Annotated in this window: 20 protein-coding genes; 1 reads left to right on the top strand and 19 read right to left on the bottom strand. The window is 65.9% G+C overall.

Going from position 1 to position 20,336, the window contains the following annotated elements; genetic code table 11:
- Positions 1–45: 45 nt before the first annotated feature.
- From ACFK0J_RS16655 to ACFK0J_RS16620, 8 genes are all read right to left on the bottom strand, one after another.
- Positions 46–294, bottom strand: a complete 249-nt coding sequence (locus ACFK0J_RS16655; RefSeq protein ID WP_378741198.1) for a hypothetical protein — start codon at positions 292–294, stop codon at positions 46–48.
- Positions 295–380: 86 nt separating this feature from the next.
- Positions 381–920, bottom strand: coding sequence for a hypothetical protein (locus ACFK0J_RS16650; protein WP_378741196.1), 540 nt, complete (start codon positions 918–920; stop codon positions 381–383).
- A 48-nt stretch (positions 921–968) separates the two neighbouring features.
- Entirely contained in the window at positions 969–1,964 is a 996-nt protein-coding gene (locus ACFK0J_RS16645; protein ID WP_378741194.1) for a hypothetical protein, read from the bottom strand.
- Positions 1,961–2,500, bottom strand: a complete 540-nt coding sequence (locus ACFK0J_RS16640) for a hypothetical protein (RefSeq protein WP_378741192.1) — start codon at positions 2,498–2,500, stop codon at positions 1,961–1,963. Before ACFK0J_RS16640 ends, ACFK0J_RS16645 begins: the two co-directional genes overlap by 4 nt.
- Entirely contained in the window at positions 2,497–3,117 is a 621-nt protein-coding gene (locus ACFK0J_RS16635; RefSeq protein ID WP_378741190.1) for a hypothetical protein, read from the bottom strand. Before ACFK0J_RS16635 ends, ACFK0J_RS16640 begins: the two co-directional genes overlap by 4 nt.
- A 154-nt stretch (positions 3,118–3,271) precedes the next feature.
- Positions 3,272–4,078 carry a hypothetical protein gene (locus tag ACFK0J_RS16630; RefSeq protein ID WP_378741188.1) on the bottom strand — a complete coding sequence of 269 codons (807 nt, stop codon included), beginning with the start codon at positions 4,076–4,078 and terminating at the stop codon, positions 3,272–3,274.
- Between the two features lie 239 nt (positions 4,079–4,317).
- A complete protein-coding gene (locus ACFK0J_RS16625; protein WP_378741186.1) occupies positions 4,318–6,153 on the bottom strand; it encodes an acyl-CoA dehydrogenase family protein in 1,836 nt (611 codons plus the stop codon).
- A gap of 52 nt (positions 6,154–6,205) precedes the next feature.
- Positions 6,206–7,105 (bottom strand): hypothetical protein, encoded by a 900-nt coding sequence (locus ACFK0J_RS16620; RefSeq protein ID WP_378741184.1) that lies wholly within the window; start codon positions 7,103–7,105, stop codon positions 6,206–6,208.
- 470 nt (positions 7,106–7,575) lie between these two features.
- Here ACFK0J_RS16620 and ACFK0J_RS16615 point away from each other — a divergent pair, with 470 nt between their 5' ends.
- Positions 7,576–8,112 (top strand): hypothetical protein, encoded by a 537-nt coding sequence (locus ACFK0J_RS16615; protein ID WP_378741182.1) that lies wholly within the window; start codon positions 7,576–7,578, stop codon positions 8,110–8,112.
- Positions 8,113–8,226: 114 nt separating this feature from the next.
- Here the strand turns inward: ACFK0J_RS16615 and ACFK0J_RS16610 are convergent, their stop codons facing one another.
- The 11 genes from ACFK0J_RS16610 to ACFK0J_RS16560 form a co-directional block, all read right to left on the bottom strand.
- Positions 8,227–9,189, bottom strand: a complete 963-nt coding sequence (locus tag ACFK0J_RS16610) for a C40 family peptidase (RefSeq protein WP_378741180.1) — start codon at positions 9,187–9,189, stop codon at positions 8,227–8,229.
- Between the two features lie 430 nt (positions 9,190–9,619).
- Positions 9,620–10,567: a hypothetical protein gene (locus ACFK0J_RS16605; protein ID WP_378741178.1), complete on the bottom strand. Its 948-nt coding sequence runs from the start codon at positions 10,565–10,567 to the stop codon at positions 9,620–9,622.
- A gap of 147 nt (positions 10,568–10,714) precedes the next feature.
- Positions 10,715–11,698: a hypothetical protein gene (locus ACFK0J_RS16600; protein ID WP_378741176.1), complete on the bottom strand. Its 984-nt coding sequence runs from the start codon at positions 11,696–11,698 to the stop codon at positions 10,715–10,717.
- Positions 11,699–11,963: 265 nt separating this feature from the next.
- The gene (locus ACFK0J_RS16595; protein ID WP_378741174.1) at positions 11,964–12,722 is read right to left on the bottom strand and encodes a hypothetical protein; all 759 of its coding nucleotides are present in this window, start codon (positions 12,720–12,722) and stop codon (positions 11,964–11,966) included.
- Positions 12,723–13,002: 280 nt separating this feature from the next.
- Positions 13,003–14,706, bottom strand: coding sequence for a hypothetical protein (locus ACFK0J_RS16590; protein WP_378741172.1), 1,704 nt, complete (start codon positions 14,704–14,706; stop codon positions 13,003–13,005).
- A gap of 32 nt (positions 14,707–14,738) precedes the next feature.
- The gene (locus ACFK0J_RS16585; RefSeq protein WP_378741170.1) at positions 14,739–16,211 is read right to left on the bottom strand and encodes an SCO6880 family protein; all 1,473 of its coding nucleotides are present in this window, start codon (positions 16,209–16,211) and stop codon (positions 14,739–14,741) included.
- Positions 16,208–17,665 carry a hypothetical protein gene (locus ACFK0J_RS16580; protein ID WP_378741168.1) on the bottom strand — a complete coding sequence of 486 codons (1,458 nt, stop codon included), beginning with the start codon at positions 17,663–17,665 and terminating at the stop codon, positions 16,208–16,210. The genes ACFK0J_RS16585 and ACFK0J_RS16580 overlap by 4 nt, the downstream gene beginning before the upstream one ends.
- Complete coding sequence (locus ACFK0J_RS16575; protein WP_378741166.1) at positions 17,662–18,468, bottom strand: hypothetical protein; 807 nt, start codon at positions 18,466–18,468, stop codon at positions 17,662–17,664. Before ACFK0J_RS16575 ends, ACFK0J_RS16580 begins: the two co-directional genes overlap by 4 nt.
- A gap of 15 nt (positions 18,469–18,483) precedes the next feature.
- The gene (locus tag ACFK0J_RS16570; RefSeq protein WP_378741164.1) at positions 18,484–19,122 is read right to left on the bottom strand and encodes a hypothetical protein; all 639 of its coding nucleotides are present in this window, start codon (positions 19,120–19,122) and stop codon (positions 18,484–18,486) included.
- 21 nt (positions 19,123–19,143) lie between these two features.
- Positions 19,144–19,374, bottom strand: a complete 231-nt coding sequence (locus ACFK0J_RS16565) for a hypothetical protein (protein ID WP_378741162.1) — start codon at positions 19,372–19,374, stop codon at positions 19,144–19,146.
- Positions 19,371–20,264, bottom strand: coding sequence for an alpha/beta fold hydrolase (locus ACFK0J_RS16560; protein WP_378742869.1), 894 nt, complete (start codon positions 20,262–20,264; stop codon positions 19,371–19,373). The genes ACFK0J_RS16565 and ACFK0J_RS16560 overlap by 4 nt, the downstream gene beginning before the upstream one ends.
- Positions 20,265–20,336: the final 72 nt, after the last annotated feature.

The raw sequence follows: 20,336 nt of genomic DNA, 5'->3' as shown, positions 1-20,336 counted from the left end.
AAATAGGGTGACAACAACGTGTGTGAGGGAGACGTCCATGGCCGGTCATGGCTCGCTCCCGTAGTCCCGAACGCGCGGCGCAGCGTCGAGTTCTGCCCCGCCCCAGCCGGATTCGTCACGGACATGCTCTGTGGCGGGGTGTTGGCTCAGCGTGGTGGCCGCGACGGCGTCGTTGACCGAGACGCCGTCGCGGGGCGTGGCATCGAGTGCGACGTCGACGAGCTCGACCATTCGTTCCGCGGAATCCGGCATCTGCGTGGCGATGTCGTGCACCGTGATACCGGATTGGAGCATCACCACCAGCGGTGTCGCTGCCTCTGAGAAGTCAGCGTTCGCGATGGCGTGAAAGCGGGCGCTCAGGTGCTCATCGCCGTGGCCGTTCAACTCGTGGGCGACGATGTTGGCCCAGTGTCGGCTGCCGTGTCGTGACCACATCTGGTCTCGTTCTCGATCGTCACACCGAGCTCGTGTGACACCGCGCCCAGGCGCTGCCACACCACCCCCATCACCGCCTGGAATCTTGTGCGCTCGTCGCGGTCGAGATCGTGGTGGCGCAGGGTGTGTGCGGCGAGAGTGCCTGCGCTGTCCTGTAAGTCGTGCATCTGCTGAGCTAATGCCGCGATCAGCGCGGGTCGTGGGACTTCTTCCGGGCTGTAGAACGATCGTTGCGGGTTCGAGGGTTGGCCACGGTCGCCTGCCGTGCGGGCGTAGTGAAGCCAGGAATACGGGCAGCCCACCAGCGAAGCCAGCTCTTCGAGCTGTGCCAAGGTGCGATTGTTCATCGTGATCTGCTCGGCCACCTCCAGTGGAGGCGTGTCATGGCCTGCGGCAATGGATTTGCTGATCCTGATCCGATTGTCGTGGGCCAGGTTTTGAATACCGTTGAGCAGCAGCGTTTGTAGGCGGGTCGGGGTGTGCATGTCAGTGCCTTCCGCCCTCATGCGGCCCCGCTGGAGTGGGTGCGTGGTTCATGGCCCGAACTCCGGATCCGCTGCGGCCGGCAACGCCAAGGGCGGGTCGAAACCGAAGTCCAGTCCCGCATCCGCATCCACCGACACGCCCGCGTGCACCGGATCTGCCTCGGCGACAGCTGCCTCGAACCCGATCCCGTCGGCAACCGGTTGAGTGGGATCGCCGCCCGTGCCGGGGAACTCGTGCTCGAGGTGGGTGAGCACCGTCAACGCTTCGGTCAGCCCGGTGACATCGGCGACAAACACCCTCGACGCCACGCTCCCCTGCCCCGCCATGGCGGCCTGGTCGAAACCCCCGACGACCTCGGCATCGATTACGTCCTCGACCGGGACCTCCGAGTCGGGCACGACCGTGGCCTCGATGAAGTCATCAGGATCGACACCGGTGTCCTCGGAAAAACGCCGATCGAACGCGTCCGCGGCCTCGGCATTCTCCTCGGAAAGCCCCTTGCCGGCCCGGGCTGCGGCGTGCGCGGCCGCCGACACCCCGGCCGCGCCGTCCTTGCCGCCGTGATCGGTGAGGGTGTCGGTCAATCCTGCTGCGCGACGGCGGACCTCGATCTGCAGCTCTTTGTATTCTTTGTCGAGCTTGTGGAGGGCCTTCTTGTGTTTCCGTTCGAGCTTGCCTGCTTTGTCTCGGCGCTCCAGATCCTTATCGGCACGGTTGATCCGAGCCGTCGTACCGCGCAGCCGTTCGTTGTGCAATTCACCAGCGTTGGCCGTACGTTGTTTGACTTCCGCGATCCTGGCGTCGGTGAGTTCGATCTGCTGCGGCACGGTGATGAGCTTTTCCTGCACCCGCAGCCAATGTTCGAAGGCGGAGCGTGCCTCCTTGTTCTCGCCGATGCGCATCCGCTGGAGGAATTCGCTCCGCGACCGCGCATCCCCGGCGCGCCGCTGAAACAACCCCGCCACCATCGCCGCTGTCTGCATCGACTGCACAAAGCCTTCTCGGACTGCTTTTCCGCCCGCCTCCACCGGGTCCTCGCTCATGCGATCACCTCCAACCCGGTCAGCAACCACGCCGCTGCCGTCGTGGTGCGGGCCGCACGGGCGTAGACGGCGATCCCGATCAGTGGTTGCTCGGCGGGCCGGATGTCCACCCCCAGTACCCGGGCGGCCCTGGTGGGGGTGTCGGGTGGGTGGTCATCGCAGGTGAGGCGCACCAGGGTGGTGATCTCGATGCCGTCGCGGCGCCAGTGCTGCCATTGCGCGGCGCTGATCGGTGCCCATACCAGCGCCGACGGTTCTGCCTGCTCAGCGAAACCCGGTTCGATCAGTTCCCGGGCCGCGCGGAACGCGGCGCGCTGATCGGGTTGTTCGATGGGCCGGTACCCGAAGATCGCCTCGACCGCCGCGAACAGGACTGCCTCCGCCGAACAGACGTCGATCTCGCCGGTTCCGGGTTCGAGATCTGCTGTGCGGCACTGCGATACGGTGTGCTGCTGTACGGCAGGAGTTTGGGTGCATCCGCCCAGCGCCGCGCCAACAGCGAGGCTCGCGACGAGTACGGTGATCGGCTTGTTCATGCTGACTCTTCGTCGGTGTCGAACAGAGTGGCCAGATCCGTGGCGGCCCAGTCGACGGCGTCGCGTCGGGTTCGCTGTTGGGCGGCAGGATTGTGCCGACCGGTCGTCGACACCTCCAGGAGCAGTCCCGCAGTCTGGGCGGCGTGGTGAAGTCTGCGGGTGGTGATCTCGTAGCTGTGTGCCATGTCCAGCCGCAGCCTCGCCGCCGGTACTTCAGTGTGGGAACGAGCCCGCCAGGCAAGCCAGATCGCTTGGCGTGCCGCAGCTTCCGTGGCGATGGCGGGAGTGCCGATGGCGGCCGGGTGCCGGAAGATGTCGTGCCAGACCAGGTGGCCGTCGCTGCGGCAGATGGTGAAGCTGGTCATGGTCGCCGCGCAGAACAGGCGAAGCCGTGGCCCTTTCGCTGCCAGCATCGCCAGCTTGCCTCCGGCTTGCTCGGCGGCCCACGTGGCCTCGGCCTGGCGCAGCGCGTCGTAGTCGATTCCCACCTCGAGCAACGCGAGTACGTAGCGGTCGAAACTGGCCGCGTCGCTGAAGCGGTGCTGGGCCGCGACGCGGTCGAACTGACTGGTGCGGGTATAGGTGTGGAGTTCGCCCGCACGCACACGAACGACCATTTCTGGACTGACCGTGGCGTCTGCGGCCGGCGACCAACGCGTATTCATCTCGACCTCCGGGTGTCGACGGGAGTGGGTGTCGGCTGTTGCTCGATTCGCCAGACAACGTCAGATACGAATCCTGTTGTTGACCAATCTTTTTCACGCACAGTGCTCACGGTTCGATCTCCGGTTGCGGCTGGGCGATCTGTGGCGTCGTCGCGGGCGCTGCGCTGTCGGCATCGGGCACGTCCGCCTCGCTCTGCTCAGGGGCCGCCGCTTCGATCGCTTCCGCGATCCGCGCGCCGCGATCACCATCAGCTGTTGTTGACGGCCCCGCGCCGCGCACACTGTCGGCGGAGTTCGCTGTGCGCCAGGCGGTTTCGGCGGCCTGGTTCAGTTCATTCGGGTGCGGTGGGGTGGGTGCGCCGGCAGGGTCCAGTCCAGCCATCCGCAACGCCTGGTACCGCGCTCGTGCGTGGGCTACCGCGACCGCTGTCGTGTAGGACTTCCATCGTTTGAACAGCTCTGATGGTCCGGCCGACCGGGTTGCCTCCAGCAGCGCAGTCCACCGCTGGGCATTGTTGGACCACCGCGTGCCGACCTCGGCGCTGGTGACGTTGAGTGCTCGCGCGACCATCGCGACCCGCAGCCACTGCAACCGCTGGAACTCCTCGAAACGCTCGGCGGGCAGCGGCGCGATCCAACCGAGGTTGTCGCGGTAGATCGTCGCGGCGGCAGTCATCTCGAAAAGCTGGTCCACTTGAGCGTGCAGACGCGCCAGCTGCTGTTCGCGCGCTTCGGCGCGGCCCGCGGGCAACTGCTGCCAGCCACTCCAACGGTTGCCCGCATTGCCTTGCGCACGGACGTGGGCAATCCATCGCTCGGGGATGCCGATCTCGGGTGCCTGCTCTTCGAGCACTTGAGCACCGGCGAGCAGATCGCGCATGATCTGCCGGTCCCAGCCAGCCGAGTCAGTCATACGCTCGAGGTCGGCAGTCACGTTCTGCAGTTGCTTGAGCATGCGCTGCTGTGCCTCGGTGGGGACTGCGCTCGCGCCTCGCTTCGATCCTGAACTCGCCATGGCGTCATCCCCGTACGCGAAGGCCGCAGGGACAACCCCCGGCACGCGCCCGTGCTTGCTCACGCCGACGACAGGTGCCGTCTGTGTCCATCCGGGCACCGGCGCGACGAGAGTCGGCGAGCTGAGGAGCGCAATGATCAGTCATCACGCACCGCCGAAGGCTTCGGTAGCGGTCGGGGCCGGATCGGCAGATCCCACCCGGCGAAGGCCATCCATCGCGCGGTGGTGTCCCCGGCGATCGGTGCGGGAAGGATTTCGGCTACGGCGAACGCACGCGCCAGGATCGGCAGCTGGTGTTCCACGGCCGACGCACGAGAGCCCAGCTTGCGGTGGAGACCGGCAGCGCGGCCCCGGCCCAGCAACCCGTGGGCGATATACCAGTTCGCGTGCTCGCTGACGTGCCGCAATCCGTAGAGCGCCATCAGGTCATACAGACTGCGTTGTGCGGCAGGGTCATTCATGTCCGTAGCCGCGGTACACATGGCGTCCACGGCGGTACGGACCGCGACGGCCGTGGCGAGTTCTATTGCCGCGCTGTCAGGATGACGCTGCGAGCCGGCGTCTTGCGCCAAGCTTCGCTCGCGTTCAACCAGCAGTCGGTACCACCACTGCCGCGGTCGCTCGTCGATGCCGCTCAGGTGAGGGACTTCTGATCGGCGCAGGGTGCGTCCGGCCGCGCCGAGCATCGCCCAGGTTTCGCCTTCGGCGGTCAGGATCCCTTCGCAGAGCGCGACGTAGTCGGTGAGGTAGTTCGCACGCAGAATGCCCTGAGCCGCCAACCGTTGCCGGCACATCTCGATCACTGCCCAGGAGGTGTAGGAGGCGACCGGTTTGGTGAGCATCGCCCACAGCGCCACCTCGCCGCTGTCGACGTCGCCGCGCGAACAGTGGGCACGGACGGCGTTCACCAGGCACGTCATCGCCCACATATCCGACATCGCATGCGCCAGCTGCCCGCCCACATGGTCGTGAGAAATCATCGAGGACCCATCGGGACCGACCAGACGGTGGCTGGCATAGCCGACCGCCAGCTCCAGTCCGGCGCGTGCCGCCGACACCGCCGCACCGGCCGTGCACAACCGTGCCGAATGCAGCGGGCTCGTCGTGCGCGCGAAGCGTTGCCGTACGGTCAGCTCGCAGTGAAACCGGCCCGACGCATCGAAACCGGCGACGTCCCCGCCCAGTAGGGCGGATTCCGGGATCAGCGCGCCATGGAATCGGGTCATGGCGTTGTCCATCCACAAGCCGAACCCGTTGTCGGGCAACGGCTTCACATCCACCCCCTCGACCAGCCCCTCTGCGGTGCGCAGCCGCATCAGAAACGGCCACACTCCTTCGTCGGCGCGCTCGACGATCAAGCGTGCGGACACGACAACGCAGCGGGGAACCGCAGCGGCGACGTTGGGCATGAACTTCACCGCCCCGGCGGTAGGAGTATCGAGGCGGAAGGACCGCTGCTCGGGCAGCCAGGTAGCCGTGGTTTCCAGGTGGATCGCGTCGCTACCGTGCTCGAGCTCAGTGACCAGTCCGACTCCCGCCGCTGCTCCGGCATCCAGATCGCGCAGGCATTGCTGTTGGAATGGTGAACCGTCGCCGAGTTTTTCGATCGCGGCGATGCTGAGTTTGAGATGCCCGGGCAGCAGTACCAGTAGCCGTGGCGCCAGCGCCGCCGCCCAGTCGAACAGCGCATACGATGCGCCGTCATCGGCGGCTATCGCGCGTGCCGATCCGCCCAACGCGGCGATGGCGCGTTCGAGCAGCAGGTAGCTGTACAGAGCTTCCTCGGACTGCGTCTCCCCGCTGCCTGGAACATCACCAAGGGCCGCGACCACATCGCGGATCCGCACCTGATCCATGTAGTCGCCGTCACCGAAAACCGTCGCTGTCAGCGAAGCGAGTGGTTCACCAGCTCGTGTCCGGGGCGCTATCGCCGTGGTGTTGTCGAGTCGTGTTGTGGTCTCGATCGTTGTCATAGGAAAGGCCCTTTCGGTGTGCTGCAGGAGAGTGAGCCGGTCGTATAGGCGCTCATGGTTCGAACCCTGGGGCCGGCGCCCTGGCTGGCGAGGTGTAGCCGGAACCGTCGTCGACCCAGCCCATATCGGCCTCACCTCCGATAGCGGCGTCCACGGCATCGGGCACGGTGTCGGTGTGGTGACGTCGGTCAGCGGCGGCATGGGTCAGCAACGCGTGCGGTGAGGGGAACGCCGCGGGAACCGACCCGCCAGCGCCGACCTTGGGATCGGGAACGAGCAGGTCGTAGAGTTTGCGGGCGTAGTCGTAGTCCTCCGAGGAACCGAACCCGCGCCGGATGTCCTCGATCGTGCACTCATCGGCCGTGCGGGCCAGCCGTGCCCGACGCACCCGGGACGCGCTCACGGCGTCCCAAATCTGTTGGCGCTCAGCGCCGGTCGCGCCGACGACGTCGGCGTAACCAGTGGTCAGCACCCACCGCTGGCCGAGGTTCACGCGGAACTGCCGCTGTTCGTAGTTGTCGAGGTCGACCACCTCGTCGCCGGTCGCATTCGCTACCACGACGCTGCGGCGGTGCCCTCGCTCGGCCGCGACGACGGACATGCCATCGATGCGGAACAGTTGCCGCTCGAGTTCGTCCAGCTGCCTCGCGCGCACGTCGTCGACTACTGGCAAGGACAGTGCGCCGTCCCAGTCCAAACCCGCGTCCTCGCGCTGGTCGACGGCCTCGTGCCATGCCTCCGGCACGCGCAGAGCACGCGCGCGCCCCCGAAGCTCACTGCGGAACCGATCAATGCTCGTTAGCTGCTCTCGCCATTGCGTCCACTCCGGCAAAAGGACGCGCCCCGCCCGGTAGTGACGCGCCCGTTCGGCAGCCACTGTGTGGACTTGCTCGAGGATCCTGCGCTGCCACAGCGGCAGCTGCGCGACCCGCAGACCAGTCTGATCACTCACAACACCCACCCGCTCACGCTGTTATCGGCCAGGAAGGGGCGAGTGCTCGGTGCTGTGCCCAGGGCGCAGGCAGCCCGGCGGCTATGTCGCCGGCATGGTGAGAACGCATGATCGCGGAGGCGAATACCGTTCAGCGCGTTCATGGTCGGTCGGCTGGACTGGCTGTTGTAGGTTCTCGTTCTTGTTTGGGGCCTGGTCGTCGTTGAACTGCGCGGATCATGTTGATTCCCAACTGTTTTGCGTCGCTGGTTTCTCATTGGTTCTGCGGTTCCTCTGGTGGTGGAGTTCGTGGCGGCCCGCGCGTAGGCCGTCGGCGCTGGCTGGTAGCAGGTGCAGCGTCTGCCGGGGCCTCGTCGAGGCGGCGAGGTATTCGCCATCGGCTCGGGCGGCCGGTCAGCCAGCGGCCGTTCTCGGACTGCTTGAACTGGGGGACGGCGCTTCGCCGGTAGTGGGTTGTGAGAGGCTTCGGCGTGATTTCGGTGCAGATGAACGACGCGGCGGCCGACAGCTTGGGCACGCTCGCTGCGGTCGGCGTAGCTGACGCGTTTGACGGACTGGTTCCAGAGTTGCGTGAACTGGCGCAAGCTGGTGTCGTGCGCTGCGGCGAGGTCGTTGTGTTCGCCGATCACGTCGACCGCGCTTCTCGTCCCTTGGGAAACTTCTGCGACCTGACCCAGTGGGAGGTCGATGTCAGCAGCTTCCATTTGGATGACGTGGTGACCGTGAACAAGGGCCTCCGGGATGAGCTTGGCGCGCCGGTGATTTCCGAGGTCGATCAGCGTCGGATGCTGATTCAGGGCCTCATGTTGGCGCTGTGCATCGCGCGATGTGGACACACACTGGAGGAACCGGTAGCGCTTCGGTGCATCGTCGGAACGAACAGCACCTGCGGAACCTTCCGATTCCATCGGGTTCGGACCGGGGAGCAATGGCACAGTTCGGACCTGGACTACGGCATGCCCGAGGAAAAAGTGATCGTGGTGGACACCGTTGCCAGTCATCGGTGATCTCCGTCAGCGTTTGTAAGCCGCCCACAATCGAACGGGGCGCTGACTCGCCGCAGCCTTGTCACCGACTTTGCGTAAACGCAAGGTCGACGCAAAATGCATGAGAAGATGCAATCAGTCATGAGAACCTACAGCTGTCGGCGGCTGGTAGCGGCGGATGTCCATGCGCTCGCCCTGCCATGCCGACAGCGGTGTGAGGGTGACCGTTTGCCCAGTCTGCGGGGCGTGCAGCAGCAGGTCGCGGCCCAGTTCGTCGCGGCCGTAGTAGATCCCGACATGGTGGGAGTCGGCATCGCCCGCGGCGGTGAAGAAGATCAGGTCGCCAGGGGCTTTCTGGTCGAACGGAACTTGTAGCGCGGCGGGGTGGTCTTGTTGGAATTGGGTGTAGTGGGGGAGCCGGATCTGGCCACCGGATGCCTGGTAGATCGCATACAGCGTCAAACCGCTGCAATCGAACCCACCACCGGTCGGGCCACTGCTGTCCCCGCCGCCCCACACATAAGGCGTGCCCATCCATCGGGCGGCGTGTTCGATCACCGCCCGCCCGAACGCGCTCGCCGCAGTCGGCACCAGCGTCCCGGACCCCGTTGGCCCGCATCCGCTCGCCGCGGCTGCAGGATCGGTGCGTGGCATCGACCGCGCATCGATGCCAGAGAACATCGCGTACAACCGCCCTGCAAGATCCAGCTGCGCCCCATACGCATTCGGCGCCGAAACTTCGATTGCTTGTGCGATCTCGGCCGCAGACATGTGCTGCGCTGCGGTGCCGAGCTCGGCGGCGCGATCGTAGAACCAATTGATCTGATATACCGGGTCCATCAACCGAGCGATGCCGACCGATCCGTGGATGCTGAACCGGATCTGGTGCGGGCCAACCGAATCGTGGTCGAACCCGAGTCCATCGTTGGCGTAACGCAGTGATTCCGGCACAGCGGGATTGGCCAAATTCCTGAAAGTCGATTCGGTCGCCTGCGCGGCCAGTTCGGCGATGATCACCGATTCGCCCATCCCGCGCTGGAGGCCGATCGCGACCCCGTTGCGTGCCAATTGCAGCTGGCGCTCGTTCAGCCCGGCCACACTCTGCCCGGTCGGTCCGCTCACGCCGCCCGCGCTGCCCACCGGTAGCGGCGTCGCACACGACAGCGCTGGGTCGGCGCCGACGATCACCAGTAGCACCAGAAGCAGCGCGACCGGCAGCCCCACCGCGGTCACGGTCACGGTCTTCGCGGAGGAATCCATAGATGTTCACCAACAGTTCTCGCCATTGCGTCCGCCACTGGACATGATTCGGCGGGGGAATCCTGTTTTTTCTCAGTGCTTTTAAGGCGCAGCGCGTCATGGGCCGCGTGCTGTCGCCGGGCATCGGGGTTTGTCGATACCTGCGTGCAGGCCGTCGGAAGCCCGGTGGTTGCATGGTCCAAGCACAGGGCCGCGGCGAGTCCCGGGCCGGAAGAACTACACCGGATCGGTGAATGCTGGGAATCATCATCGTGCGCCGGCCTCATCACTAGGCCGACGTGCCGAATTCAGGTGGCTGGACCAGCGCCTCATCCACAGGCTCACTGCCCCAATTCGCGGCGTCCGGTCCGCTAGGCGAGCTCTTGGAGGTCAAGACAGGATGGGCGAGGGCTTCATCGCCGAGGAGGAACACAGCGAATCGCGCCTCATCTATGCCGACGTGTAGGGCGCGGGCAGCTTCGCTGATGAGCTCACCCGGACCAGGGACCCGCGCCCTCGACTCCGTGTGGCCGTCTGGATCGTCGAGGACGTTGACGCTTGCGCGATTGGCGTCCCACTCGATGCCTGGCCAGGCATAGCTGTACCAGCGCTCCTGGATATGGGCATCGCGATGGCCGTAGACAGTGCGGAAGAAAACCTGTATCCAGGCCTCCTGGCCGCGCCGCAACATCTCGGTGTGCTCGGCCTCGGTCAGCTCCGCCGTCGCGGCGGTGGTGTTGACCCGTGTCCACAGCGCGACCATGTTGCGCTCGTACTGCTGTTGCACCGCAGAGTTGGGGGTGAAGCGCCGCGGCGAATCGTGCCGTGCGACCTCGACCGCGGCCATGTGCTCGAGAGTCCACATGTCCTCGGCGATCGCATCGAGCAGCGGTGCGCGACCCCGATCGTCAGCTCTCACGGCGGGCGCGTTGCGCGCGCGGTGATACCAGTGATCCCCTTCATTCCCGCCCTCCCGTGCCGCCTCGATCAACTCCAAATGCACCCCGGCCAACTCGGCGCGGAGTTCAAGTTCAGAACGGATCGCGTCGAGATCACGCAACCGCGAGCGCCAGCCCTCGAGCACCGCAGAACCGCGACCGTCACCGTCGCGATAGCGTGGATACTCTGTGCGCAGGACACGTTCGTGGCGGGCAGCGAGGACTTCGATTCGGTCCAGCAGTCGCGATTTCCACCCAGCGAGCTCAGCAGGCGGGTCGTGTACTTCTTCTTCGGTCATCGCTCTTCTCCTTCCGGAAATGCTGTGGCACTTGCCGATTCGTTCTCACACCATCGAAGTTCCGCGCCTACAACGGGCAGGACTTTGACTCGGTCAGCGACCGGACTGTGCAACGATCTGTTGTGCGGTAAAGACATTCACGTCCTCCTAAACGCCAGGTTCCGGTCCTTGGTCGTTGATGCTGGGCGGCAAGGACCCGTCCTGTTCCATGGCGGTTTCCGATCGCGGTTCCCATTCCCATGCGGGTGTGACTGCGACGTCCTCGACCGTCTCGAAGACGACGTCGTAGCTCGGGTAGACCTGGGCTGAGCTGGGATTTAGAGCGGCATTGAGTGCATCGGTCGCAGAGCTCATCCACGCCGACGGGTCCGGTGGCCGAGTCCCGGTGCCAGTCGAGGGCGGCGAGCCCGTGGCTGAGGCAAGTTCGGCGTAGAGCGGCAGGTTCTCGATGAACGCAGCGACGTGAGTGTCGATGTCGGGGTCGGTGTAGACCGCCCACCGCCTGTCGAACTCGGCTGGTTCGGTACCCAGGTGCGCGCCGATAGCAGTGCGCCACTGAGCCGGTGAGACATGCCACCACTGGCGGCATTCGTCGTCGTCCGCACCGATCGCCTCGGCAGTTCGCGCCGCGCTCGTCAGGATTGCCGACATGTTGCGCTCCAGCTGATCCGTGCTCGCAGCCTCGGCTATCGCATCGGTGACACCGCCGCGGTGAGCGCGCACAGCGGAGGCCGAGGCCATGACCGTCAACCGGTCGACGTCGCCGCGAATACTGCACACCAGCCGCGCCCGGTGATCAACCCACGGAGTTGGCAACAGCTCATCGGGACCCAAACGCATGCCGCGCTCACCCAGACCTTGTGCGTAGTTGATCCAGACCGGTGGAACGCCGTCGGTAACGGCGTCGCGCATCATGCGATCGCGGCCCCACTCGCTGTCGGCGAGGAGTTGCTCGTCCATAGCGTCGAGGGCGTCCACCCGATTTGTCAGGTGATTTGCTGTGCGGGCAAGCCGGTTGATCGTTCGTAAGGCATATCCCCAGTTGCGATCGATCTCCTCGGCTCGCACAGTGGTGAACGTCGGTTCGGCCGACCGGAATTGGCCTCGCCGCAGGAAAAGTTGCGTCGCCACTCGGTCACGGTCAGCATTCGAAGTCACCCTGACGCACCCAGCCCGTGGTGGGTTCTCGCCATTTCGTGTCGGTCGGGTCGATGCGACGGGAGCGAAACATGGCTTTTCTCAACGGTTTTGCATGTTGCCGCCTGGTCGGTTGGTCGCTTTCTACCGAATTCGACGCATCTACCGCTCACCGCCCGGGGGTCTTGCGGTTGGGGCGAGTCCCGTCCATATCTGCCCGCCGGAACGGGCAGGTCGCGCGTGGGGTTCGTGGCCTGGCTCATGAGTGGTGTCCCGCGAGCATGTCGAGCATCGCCCGTAACACCGGCAGCAGCCGATGCTCTTGCCGGTCGCAGGTTGCTCGCGGGTCGATGATTGCGGCGGCGTAGGCGATTTCGCATCCGCGCCGCGTCGCCTCCGCGTCGCCCAGGTCGAAGAGCCGATCGATCCTGCGGTGGTCGATGTCGGCCAGGCTGGGGCCGAGCAGTCCGGCGTAGGTGACCGCGATGTCGACCGCCGCGCGGTTGGCCACGACAAGGTTGCCGAGATCAGCGATCAGCAGGAACCGCGTCTCCACCGGAGTCGGCTCGACACCGTGTCCCTGTGCCCACCGCTTCCCCTGGTCGACAGACACCCGCCGCGCCCAGCTCCACGCTCGCGCGACCGCATTCGGTTCCGGTGTTACGGCGACCAATGCCAGATAGTCGGCCCATGCCCGCGCACCCGGATTGCCGAAGTCGTCAGCTCCCGGGTCGATTGCCATGGCGATTCCCCGCTCCACGGCCTCTAGAACTGTCGCGTTGACACGCGAGAGCCAGCTGCCGGATTCCCCGAGACCGGCGTTACCGAAGAATTGGACTACCCCCTCGAGCCTGCGCCAGGAACTGGCGCCGCCGAGCGCAGCGCCGTGAATGTCGCTGAGGCAGCGCAGGAACTCGAGCCGATCACTCATCGGCATCAGGTCGATGTCGGCCGCAGGTGCGTCGAGGGTGGCCGCGGACAGATCCGGTCTGCGGGTGCTGATCGAATCGATAGTCATGTGAGACAAGCCTTTCGGGTGATAACAGATGTGATGGTCGTTCGCTGCGGAACCGGCGCCCGGCCCCGTGCACGAGCCTGTGGCCGTCCTCGCACGTGCATAGGGACCATTGCGCTGGCACGCGGCCGACAGTCCCGTCATGCACGGTGGCTGTGAAGCCGTCTGGTAGCAGTCGCCCGCGTGGTGGATGTGCGCGGATCCCGGTAGCTTTGCCGACCCGGAATCGCGCCACCGCGTTCGGAAACGAACAGACAGAGATTTAGTACTGAGACAGTCGAGCTCAGTCATGAGAGGCCACACTCCCCCGGCGCGCTTTGTCGGGCGTGATTCCGGGGAGGTTGTCGAAGCGTCGGTTGGTGTTGTGCACGTCAGCGGCGCGTTCCGTAGGGGTGAATACCATGCGGAACGGGATGCCGGGCTCGTTGGATTCGCCAGTCTTGAGCAGGAAACACCCTGTGCCAGGCGGTGTTTCACGCCGGGACGGGTCCAGGTCGTCATCGCTGGGCGGTCGTGGGGCCGCCCACGAGGTGACCAGAAGTTTCTCGGTTTCAGTAATGCCCACCGCGGCACGTATGCGGTTGATCTCTTCCGGGCCGACCGGGCCGATCAGCTTCGCGCGGGACCTTTCGAAGAAGCCGAGTGCTTTCGCCTGTGCGGCAACAGAATCGAAGGCCGAGAGGTCTTTGATCGTGTGGGAACACATGATCAGCCCGGTGCCCAGCGGCCGGTTCAGCCTGGTCAACGCATCGACCCGGTCGACCATGAACTCTCCGACACCGAGAACCCGCCAGATCTCGTCCATGACGACTTCGAAAGCGCGTGGTGGTGCGTGTCCGGCATCGGCGAGGGCATGGGCGGCCGCGACCGCGCCGAATCCGTCCGACCAGCACACCATCAGCACCGCCGCCAACAGCTTGGTGTCCCCTTCGGGGATCCGCGAGACGTCCACGCAGATCGCCGGGCTGGTGAGGTCCAAGCGGGTCGTGGTTTGGCCGTTGAATACCGCACCGAACGGCCCCTCCACCAGCGCGCGCAGGGAACGGCGCAGGGTCTTCGTCGCCGCCCGGTAGCTGGGCTCGTCGTCTTCTTCGACGAATTCACGCAACCGGTCTCCGCCGTCGGCGATCACGTCGAGCAGATCCGAGAGCACTGGTGGCCGATCGTGACTGAATGTGGTTGTGGCGTTGTAGAGTTCGCGCAACCCGGCGGCGAGGAGGACTTCTTCGTAGTCCGCGACGCGCGCGCCGCGGACGAGTTCGATGAGGCCGGCGACGATGTTGACCTGTCCAGCTTCCACGCGAGCGGTGATCTGGCGACGTTGATCGGGGTCGGTGAGCCGAGTGACGACGGCGCCGAGTGCGCCGACATCGAGGGGGTTGAGGGTGCCGTGGCCGTAGCCGACATCGACGACTTGGCCGCCGAGTGCCACCACCAGGTCCCGATAGTCCGGTTTGGTATCACCCAGACACAACGTGGTGCGCCCGGCCGCAACGGCACCGGTCACCAGGCGCCGGATGAGGCTGGATTTTCCGAAACCGTTGAGCGCCAGCACGAAGGCGATCGGTGCGGTGAGGAACCCTTTCAGGAACCAACTCATCGGATCGAAATGGACCGGACCGCCGGTGATGTAATGGGTACCGATTGGAGTGCCGACTGTGGGTGCGCTCGCACCGACCGCGTACGGCCACAGGCCGGCGACCTGGACGGTGGTTCCCCGCCATTCCGGTGTTGCGGGGACTACCGAGGCGCGACCGCCACCGATGCCGCGGTAGCCGCGGTCGGTCAACTGTGCCAGCGATCGGTCGAAGCCATCGTGGCCCGAACTCTCCGCGCGGCGCGCCGCGGTGGACCGGCGGTGATCATCGCTCGATATCGCCAGCCGTGCCCGCCACCCGCGGATACCGGGTGTGGTGGCGGCCGCCTCGGTTGCGGCGCGCGCTCCGGGACTGAGCACCCGCACACCGGCAACGAGCTCGGTAGGCATAGGTCGAGACGTGTTGGGCTGCTTGGACTTCGTCATGCCGAGACCCGCTTGGAGATGCTGGCGTGTTCGGGCAGGATCAGCCCGATACCGAGGCTGGCGGCGAACGCGGCGGCTTGGCTGCCGTAGCAGCGGCGCACACCGAGTCGTGATGCCGCCGCCATCCCTTTCACCGAGGCCTCGATGCCCGGCAGGTCACCGTCGAGGTGGTCGGTCACGGTGAGCAACAGCCCGAACCGGGTCAGCCCGGCTCCGCGGGCTTGTTCCTCACGCGCCGCGCTGGTGTTGCCGACCCTGATCCGTGCCGAGGCCGAGGCGATGCCGCGTTCGGTTTGCTCGGCGGCGACTGCGTCGCGGAAATCGGAGTCCACCAGCGTGGTCGCCTCGGCGGCCGAGTGCAGCCGGTAGACGATCGCGACCCTTTTACGTGGCACGTCCGCGCGGGGTCGCAGCAGTTCCTCGAGCACGGTTTCCATGACCGCGCCGCGTGGTGCGGCGTCCATCTCCCAGGTGATCGAGCGGGCCCCATCGTGGACGTAGTGATCCCACCGGTCCTGATGCGCGATCGGCCCGACGCTGTCCCACGACTGGGTGCTGGTGATATCGGAGCCCGCGGCCTCGCAATCGCGTTGGGAGGCCAGGTCATAGCGCGAGCGCACCAGTCCAAGGACCTCCCACGCCTGCAGCGGTGTTGCGGGCAGGCCCGCACGCGCCAGTTGGGACAGCACGCCCTGGAGGCGCTGGCCCATCTCGCGGGCTTGCTCGGCCTCGTCGCGGCGGATACGGCCCTTGCCGATCGCGCGGTAGGTGACCGCGATCCGGGCCTCGATCCGTACCCCGACGCTGCCGGTGTCGGCGGCAGCTTCACACATCACAGCCTTCGCGTAGCGGGGTGCCTCAGGGCGTATGAGCCGTGCGACCTCCCGCGCCTGCCGCAACCGGGTTTCGACGACACTGTCGAGCACCGAGGTGACTGCGACGACTTCCCCGCCGCGGCCTTGCGCAGCAAGGAAATGGCCGTAGCCCTCTATCCAGGAGTCGATTTGGGACTGGTCGACCAGCTCTTTGCCGCGCGGAACAACCCGCACTATCACCGTGTAGTGATCGGTGCGGCGGATATGGATCATCCCGAAGCGTCGACCACCTGCTGTCTCGTACTCCGAAAGCCGCGAATCTGCTAGCAGCCCTGGCAGTTTCGCGATGCCGGGGATCCTCGAGAACCTGCCCGCCCGATACAGATGCTCGCCCCGGGAACGTGCAACGACGAATTGTGCCCGCAGCAGCGCTATTTCCCACCCGGTGCGGCCATTTCGGGTCACCGCCAACGGCACGAACACCACCGCGGACACCACGATCAGCATCCCCGCCACCGATAGCGACCGGGTGATCATGAACCCGACCATGATGGTGATGATCAGCCCGAGACCAGCCATCGACACACCCCAGGTCAGGCCGAAAAAGCCTGCGCTGCGTGGGCGTTCCCAGCGGCCATACATCCGTGTCGTCATCGCCGCACCTCCCCCGGACCCAATGCATCCGGATCCAACCCGCCGCTTTCGGTGGCGTCGCGCGCCTGCCCCTCAACTGCGGAGACCGAGTGCTCGCCAGCGGATTTCACCGCTTGCCCTGCCATCGCAGCAGGCCCCGCTCCAGCGGCAACCGCCTCACCACTACGGCCAGCGCTCGTCGCATCGGGAGTCTTTGCGCCGCCGCCTCCAGCCGGGGGCGCGCCGCCGCCACCCGAAGGTCCAACCCCACCTGGCCCTGGCCCACCACCTGGCCCTGGCCCACCGCCTGGCACTGCTCCTCCACCGCCGTCGCCGCCGGAGCCGCCGGACATCGGGCGCCCGCCCCCGCTTCCACCGCCGGGCGGTGGCGGCGATGGCGGCGGCCCGCCACCTGCGCCTGGTGAGTTCTCGCCTTCGGCGACCTTGCGTCCTTCCGAGCCGCCACCGCTGCCCGCTGTCGCCATCGCGACACCCGCGAGCCCGCCCGCGATCGCTGCTCCAGCTCCTCCTCCGCCCCCGAGGGTGGCAACGGCGGGCGCGACTAGTCGCATCAGCGCGGGCAGCACGACCACGGTCATCAGCAGAAGAATCAGCCCCAGCAGGATGAGTTGTGGATCTTGCGGATCGCGCCCGGCCACGGTGAACGCCAACGCATACACCAACGCCCCCACCGGTTTCCACAGCATGAATGCCAGTGACCAGCTCAACAGCTTCTTGTAGCTCTGTGAGCCTGGCCCGGTTCCTGACGCGGCGGCAGCTATGGGCAACACCGCGACCACGAGAATGAGCAAGGCTTGGCGGATGACCAGCATCACTACCTGTATCAACGTGCTGATGATGCCCAGGAGAAACAGCACCAGCAGTAGCCCCGATCCCAAACTCGAGCCCTGTTTGAGGTCGAATTCGATCAAGTTGCCGACGGCGCTGTTCAGGTCGCCGCTGCTGGCATCTGAGATGACCCATGCCGCGAAGCGATCACCGGCGCGAGTTCCGGCGGTGATCACTGCTGCGACGGTCATGGACGCGAACACGGCCCGCGCTAACATCAGAAACGATTCCTGCGCCTCGCCGGCGGTTCCGCCGCGTTTGGCCATCGCCAAACGCGCCGCAGCGAACAGTATTCCGGCCGTGAGCAGCACAACTTGCAACCCGCTGGTGTAATCTCGGATCCCCACCAATGCCGCTCCCGGGGTCCCGTCGATGGATGTCAGCTGGGGTGATGGGATTGCAGTCCACCACGTCATCAGTAGCCGCAAACCTCCCGCAAAGCCGTTTCCTAACGCGGTCACCATGTCCTCGAAAACCGAACTCGCCGCGCCGGTGACCGCTTCTCCGAGTGATTCACACGCCTGTTGGGGTCCTAGCGGGAGGTCGCAGACTCCGGGGAGTTCAATCTGGGCGCGCAAAGGCTCGCCGGTTCGCGCATAGTTGCCGAGATGGTCGGGGCTGGTCATGGCTGGCTCTTCCACAACCCGAATTCAGTCAGCATTGTCACTGGCGTTCCTGGGCCCCAAAGCTTTTCGATGTCATCGGGCACTCGGACACGCCAGTCCCCGTCGATCCACGTCATCGGCCAGGTCGCGGCGGTGTAGCCGCCCTCAGCTCGGCTGGCGATCTGAATGACGGCCAGATCGTCGCGATATCCCTGTTGCACGCGGACGCCTTCGGGGACGACGACGTAGCGAGCGGCGTTGGGGGTGTGTTCGCGGGAACGGGCGAAGCGCGACACCAGCGCGGGCCCGCCACCGTAGTACCGCTCAGCGACCACCTGTTGCCAGGTCCCGTCTGGTGCAGCTAATGCTCGGCCGAGGGCGTCTAGTGCGGCCAACGCCGCGCCTTGGGGTGTGCGCGCGAAGCCGCTCGCGACACCGTGCCGGATCCGTGTCGGGCCGTCACTGACTGAGACCGGCAGCGCCGCACCACCCCAACCTCGTTGCCACTGCATATTCGCCGGTGCAGCAGTGAGATAGTCGGGCCGGGCCGGGTCCGGACGAGCCGCAGGATTTTGTTGGAGTGCGACACCGGATTCCTCAGCGGGCACTTCGAGGCGCGATCCGAATAGATCGGTCGTTGGCGGCTGCGATGTAGCGTTCGGTGGGAGGTCGGGGAAAGTTCGTTCGGTTGGCATCGTGGTGCCGCTCGGATGGTCGGGAGGGTCATCGGTGTCGGCGTCGCGGCCGATAGTCCAGGCGAAAACGGCGATGACTGTGGCGATGATGCTGGCGAACAGGATGATCGGCGGGCGGCTAGATTTCATCAGCGGTGCTCTCTTCTATCGCTGTGCGAGTGCGACCATTTCGGCGGGCGGGAGGTCGACGGCGGTCATCGGACTGGCCGTGGGGTTTTCGGGCAGCAGGAGTCGCCAGTCGTCGTCTTGCCAGATCACTCGCGTGCTGTTGCGGATGACGGAGTCGTCCGGGTGAATGCTGTAGATCTCGACATCTGCGGCGTCGAGGACGTATCGGGTGACTGTGTAGCCCAAGACCTTTGGTGCGCCGGTCGCGATCGGGGCGGTGATCGAGATCTGGGCCCGTGCGGTCGCCCACCTGTCGCGGCCTCGCCCGGTGGCCAGCATGCGTTGTCCCACTAGCGGCCATTGGCTGTCGGTGGCGATCGACATTCGTACGGTGCTGTGTATCGCCGCCAAGGCAGCACCGGCTGGACCGCGATCGAATCCGGTTGCAACGGCGCTGTCGAGGCGGCGCGGCCCTTCCTGGGCGACAGGCAGGTTCACACCTTGGAATGACTGCCACCGCAGTGCGGTGGGCGCTACAGCCATGGCAGTGGTTGCGGTGCCTGGCGGTTCGGCAGGGTTGTTGCTACCGCAGGCGAGCAGACTGCCCATCGCGATCGGCCCGGCGTAGGCGAGTACAGCGACGATGCCGAATCTGTCTGTGCGAGAGGGTTTCACGGGTGAGTTCTCCATGGTTGGTTAGGTCCGGAGGACGGCTGCAGCGATCGCGCTCGCGGACCCGGCCAGCACCGCGGCGGCGAGGGACCCGAGGAGCCCTTCGATGGCTTCTTCGCGGTACAGGCGGATGGCGAGCTGTCCGCCTGCCCAGATGGCGCGGGCGATGCAGATCAGCAGCACGAACCAGGCGAGGTAGCCCAGCAGTTGAGTTAGCGGCGAAAGTACTTCCGCGGGAAGCGGTTTAGCGGTCACGAGGCGACACCGTTCTGGCGGTGGGCCCGGTAGGCCACCTCCAGCGCGGCCAGGATCGGTTCGCTGGCAGGGCCGGGGTCGACATGCGGGAGAGAGTGTCCAGCGCCGGGGATGGTGTCGTACTCCGCCCAGATCTGCTCGGCCAGTCGCTGGGATCTGCTCGGCGTGACGACAGGGTCGCGTTGACCAGCCAGTACCCACGTCGGGATGTCGCGCAGCACATCAGCGGCTTCGCTGGTCAACACCGCACGTGGGTATGCCGACAGTTCCGCGAGCACCGCCCCGGCATTCTCACGCAGACGCTGGACGGCGGTGGGGTCGGCGGAGCGCTTCCGCACAGGCAACCAGCGTTCGCTGGGAGGTGCCGTATAGAGGTGGCTGCTCAGTTCCTCGATTGCGGAGTGCCTACTGCGGCGCTCAAGCAGTCCCGGCAGATGCTCGTGGGAAGTTGCGGATGTGTAAAAAAATTCGGTACAGGCGTTGAACAACACGATCCCGGATAGGGCACGGGCGCGTGCAGGATTGCGTCGTGCCCATTCTTGGACCAGTAGCGCCGCGACCGAGTGCGCCGCCAGCACGACAGCTCCGTGGATGTGGTCGAGGACCGTGTTCAGGTCTCCAGCCATTATTTCCAGGCTCAATGGCGTTTCCCGAGTGGCACAGTCGGAGCTGCCATGGCCGCGTTGGTCGTAGCAGATTTGGGCGATCCCGCCCTCGAGGCGGTGGTGCAGGTGCTCGACCAAAGGCATCCAATAGCGGGCGTCGGTGAACATGCCGTGGACATAGACCACACTCGCCGGCGCTGAAGCCGAGCCGAGGCGCACCGCCGACAGCCGTGCGCCGTCGCGAGCGACTATGGGAAATGGGCAGACGTCCTGATGGGCAATCATGCGGGTACCTCGTGAGCATTCGGTGTCCGAACGATGGGTTGTGGCATCGTGTTCGCCATGACCGCCGAACAC

The sequence above is a fragment of the Nocardia brasiliensis genome (genome assembly GCF_042691675.1).
Classification (GTDB): Bacteria; Actinomycetota; Actinomycetes; order Mycobacteriales; family Mycobacteriaceae; genus Nocardia; species Nocardia brasiliensis_D.
Note: the sequence above shows the minus strand (reverse complement) of the source record. Positions and strands in the feature narration are given on the sequence as shown.

Coding starts and splice junctions, on each gene's coding strand:
- ACFK0J_RS16655 (WP_378741198.1), bottom strand. CDS start 294: ATGCTCCAATCCGGTATCACGGTGCACGACATCGCCACGCAGATGCCG.
- ACFK0J_RS16650 (WP_378741196.1), bottom strand. CDS start 920: ATGCACACCCCGACCCGCCTACAAACGCTGCTGCTCAACGGTATTCAA.
- ACFK0J_RS16645 (WP_378741194.1), bottom strand. CDS start 1,964: ATGAGCGAGGACCCGGTGGAGGCGGGCGGAAAAGCAGTCCGAGAAGGC.
- ACFK0J_RS16640 (WP_378741192.1), bottom strand. CDS start 2,500: ATGAACAAGCCGATCACCGTACTCGTCGCGAGCCTCGCTGTTGGCGCG.
- ACFK0J_RS16635 (WP_378741190.1), bottom strand. CDS start 3,117: ATGGTCGTTCGTGTGCGTGCGGGCGAACTCCACACCTATACCCGCACC.
- ACFK0J_RS16630 (WP_378741188.1), bottom strand. CDS start 4,078: ATGACTGACTCGGCTGGCTGGGACCGGCAGATCATGCGCGATCTGCTC.
- ACFK0J_RS16625 (WP_378741186.1), bottom strand. CDS start 6,153: ATGACAACGATCGAGACCACAACACGACTCGACAACACCACGGCGATA.
- ACFK0J_RS16605 (WP_378741178.1), bottom strand. CDS start 10,567: ATGACCGAAGAAGAAGTACACGACCCGCCTGCTGAGCTCGCTGGGTGG.
- ACFK0J_RS16595 (WP_378741174.1), bottom strand. CDS start 12,722: ATGACTATCGATTCGATCAGCACCCGCAGACCGGATCTGTCCGCGGCC.
- ACFK0J_RS16590 (WP_378741172.1), bottom strand. CDS start 14,706: ATGCCTACCGAGCTCGTTGCCGGTGTGCGGGTGCTCAGTCCCGGAGCG.
- ACFK0J_RS16585 (WP_378741170.1), bottom strand. CDS start 16,211: ATGACGACACGGATGTATGGCCGCTGGGAACGCCCACGCAGCGCAGGC.
- ACFK0J_RS16580 (WP_378741168.1), bottom strand. CDS start 17,665: ATGACCAGCCCCGACCATCTCGGCAACTATGCGCGAACCGGCGAGCCT.
- ACFK0J_RS16575 (WP_378741166.1), bottom strand. CDS start 18,468: ATGAAATCTAGCCGCCCGCCGATCATCCTGTTCGCCAGCATCATCGCC.
- ACFK0J_RS16560 (WP_378742869.1), bottom strand. CDS start 20,264: ATGATTGCCCATCAGGACGTCTGCCCATTTCCCATAGTCGCTCGCGAC.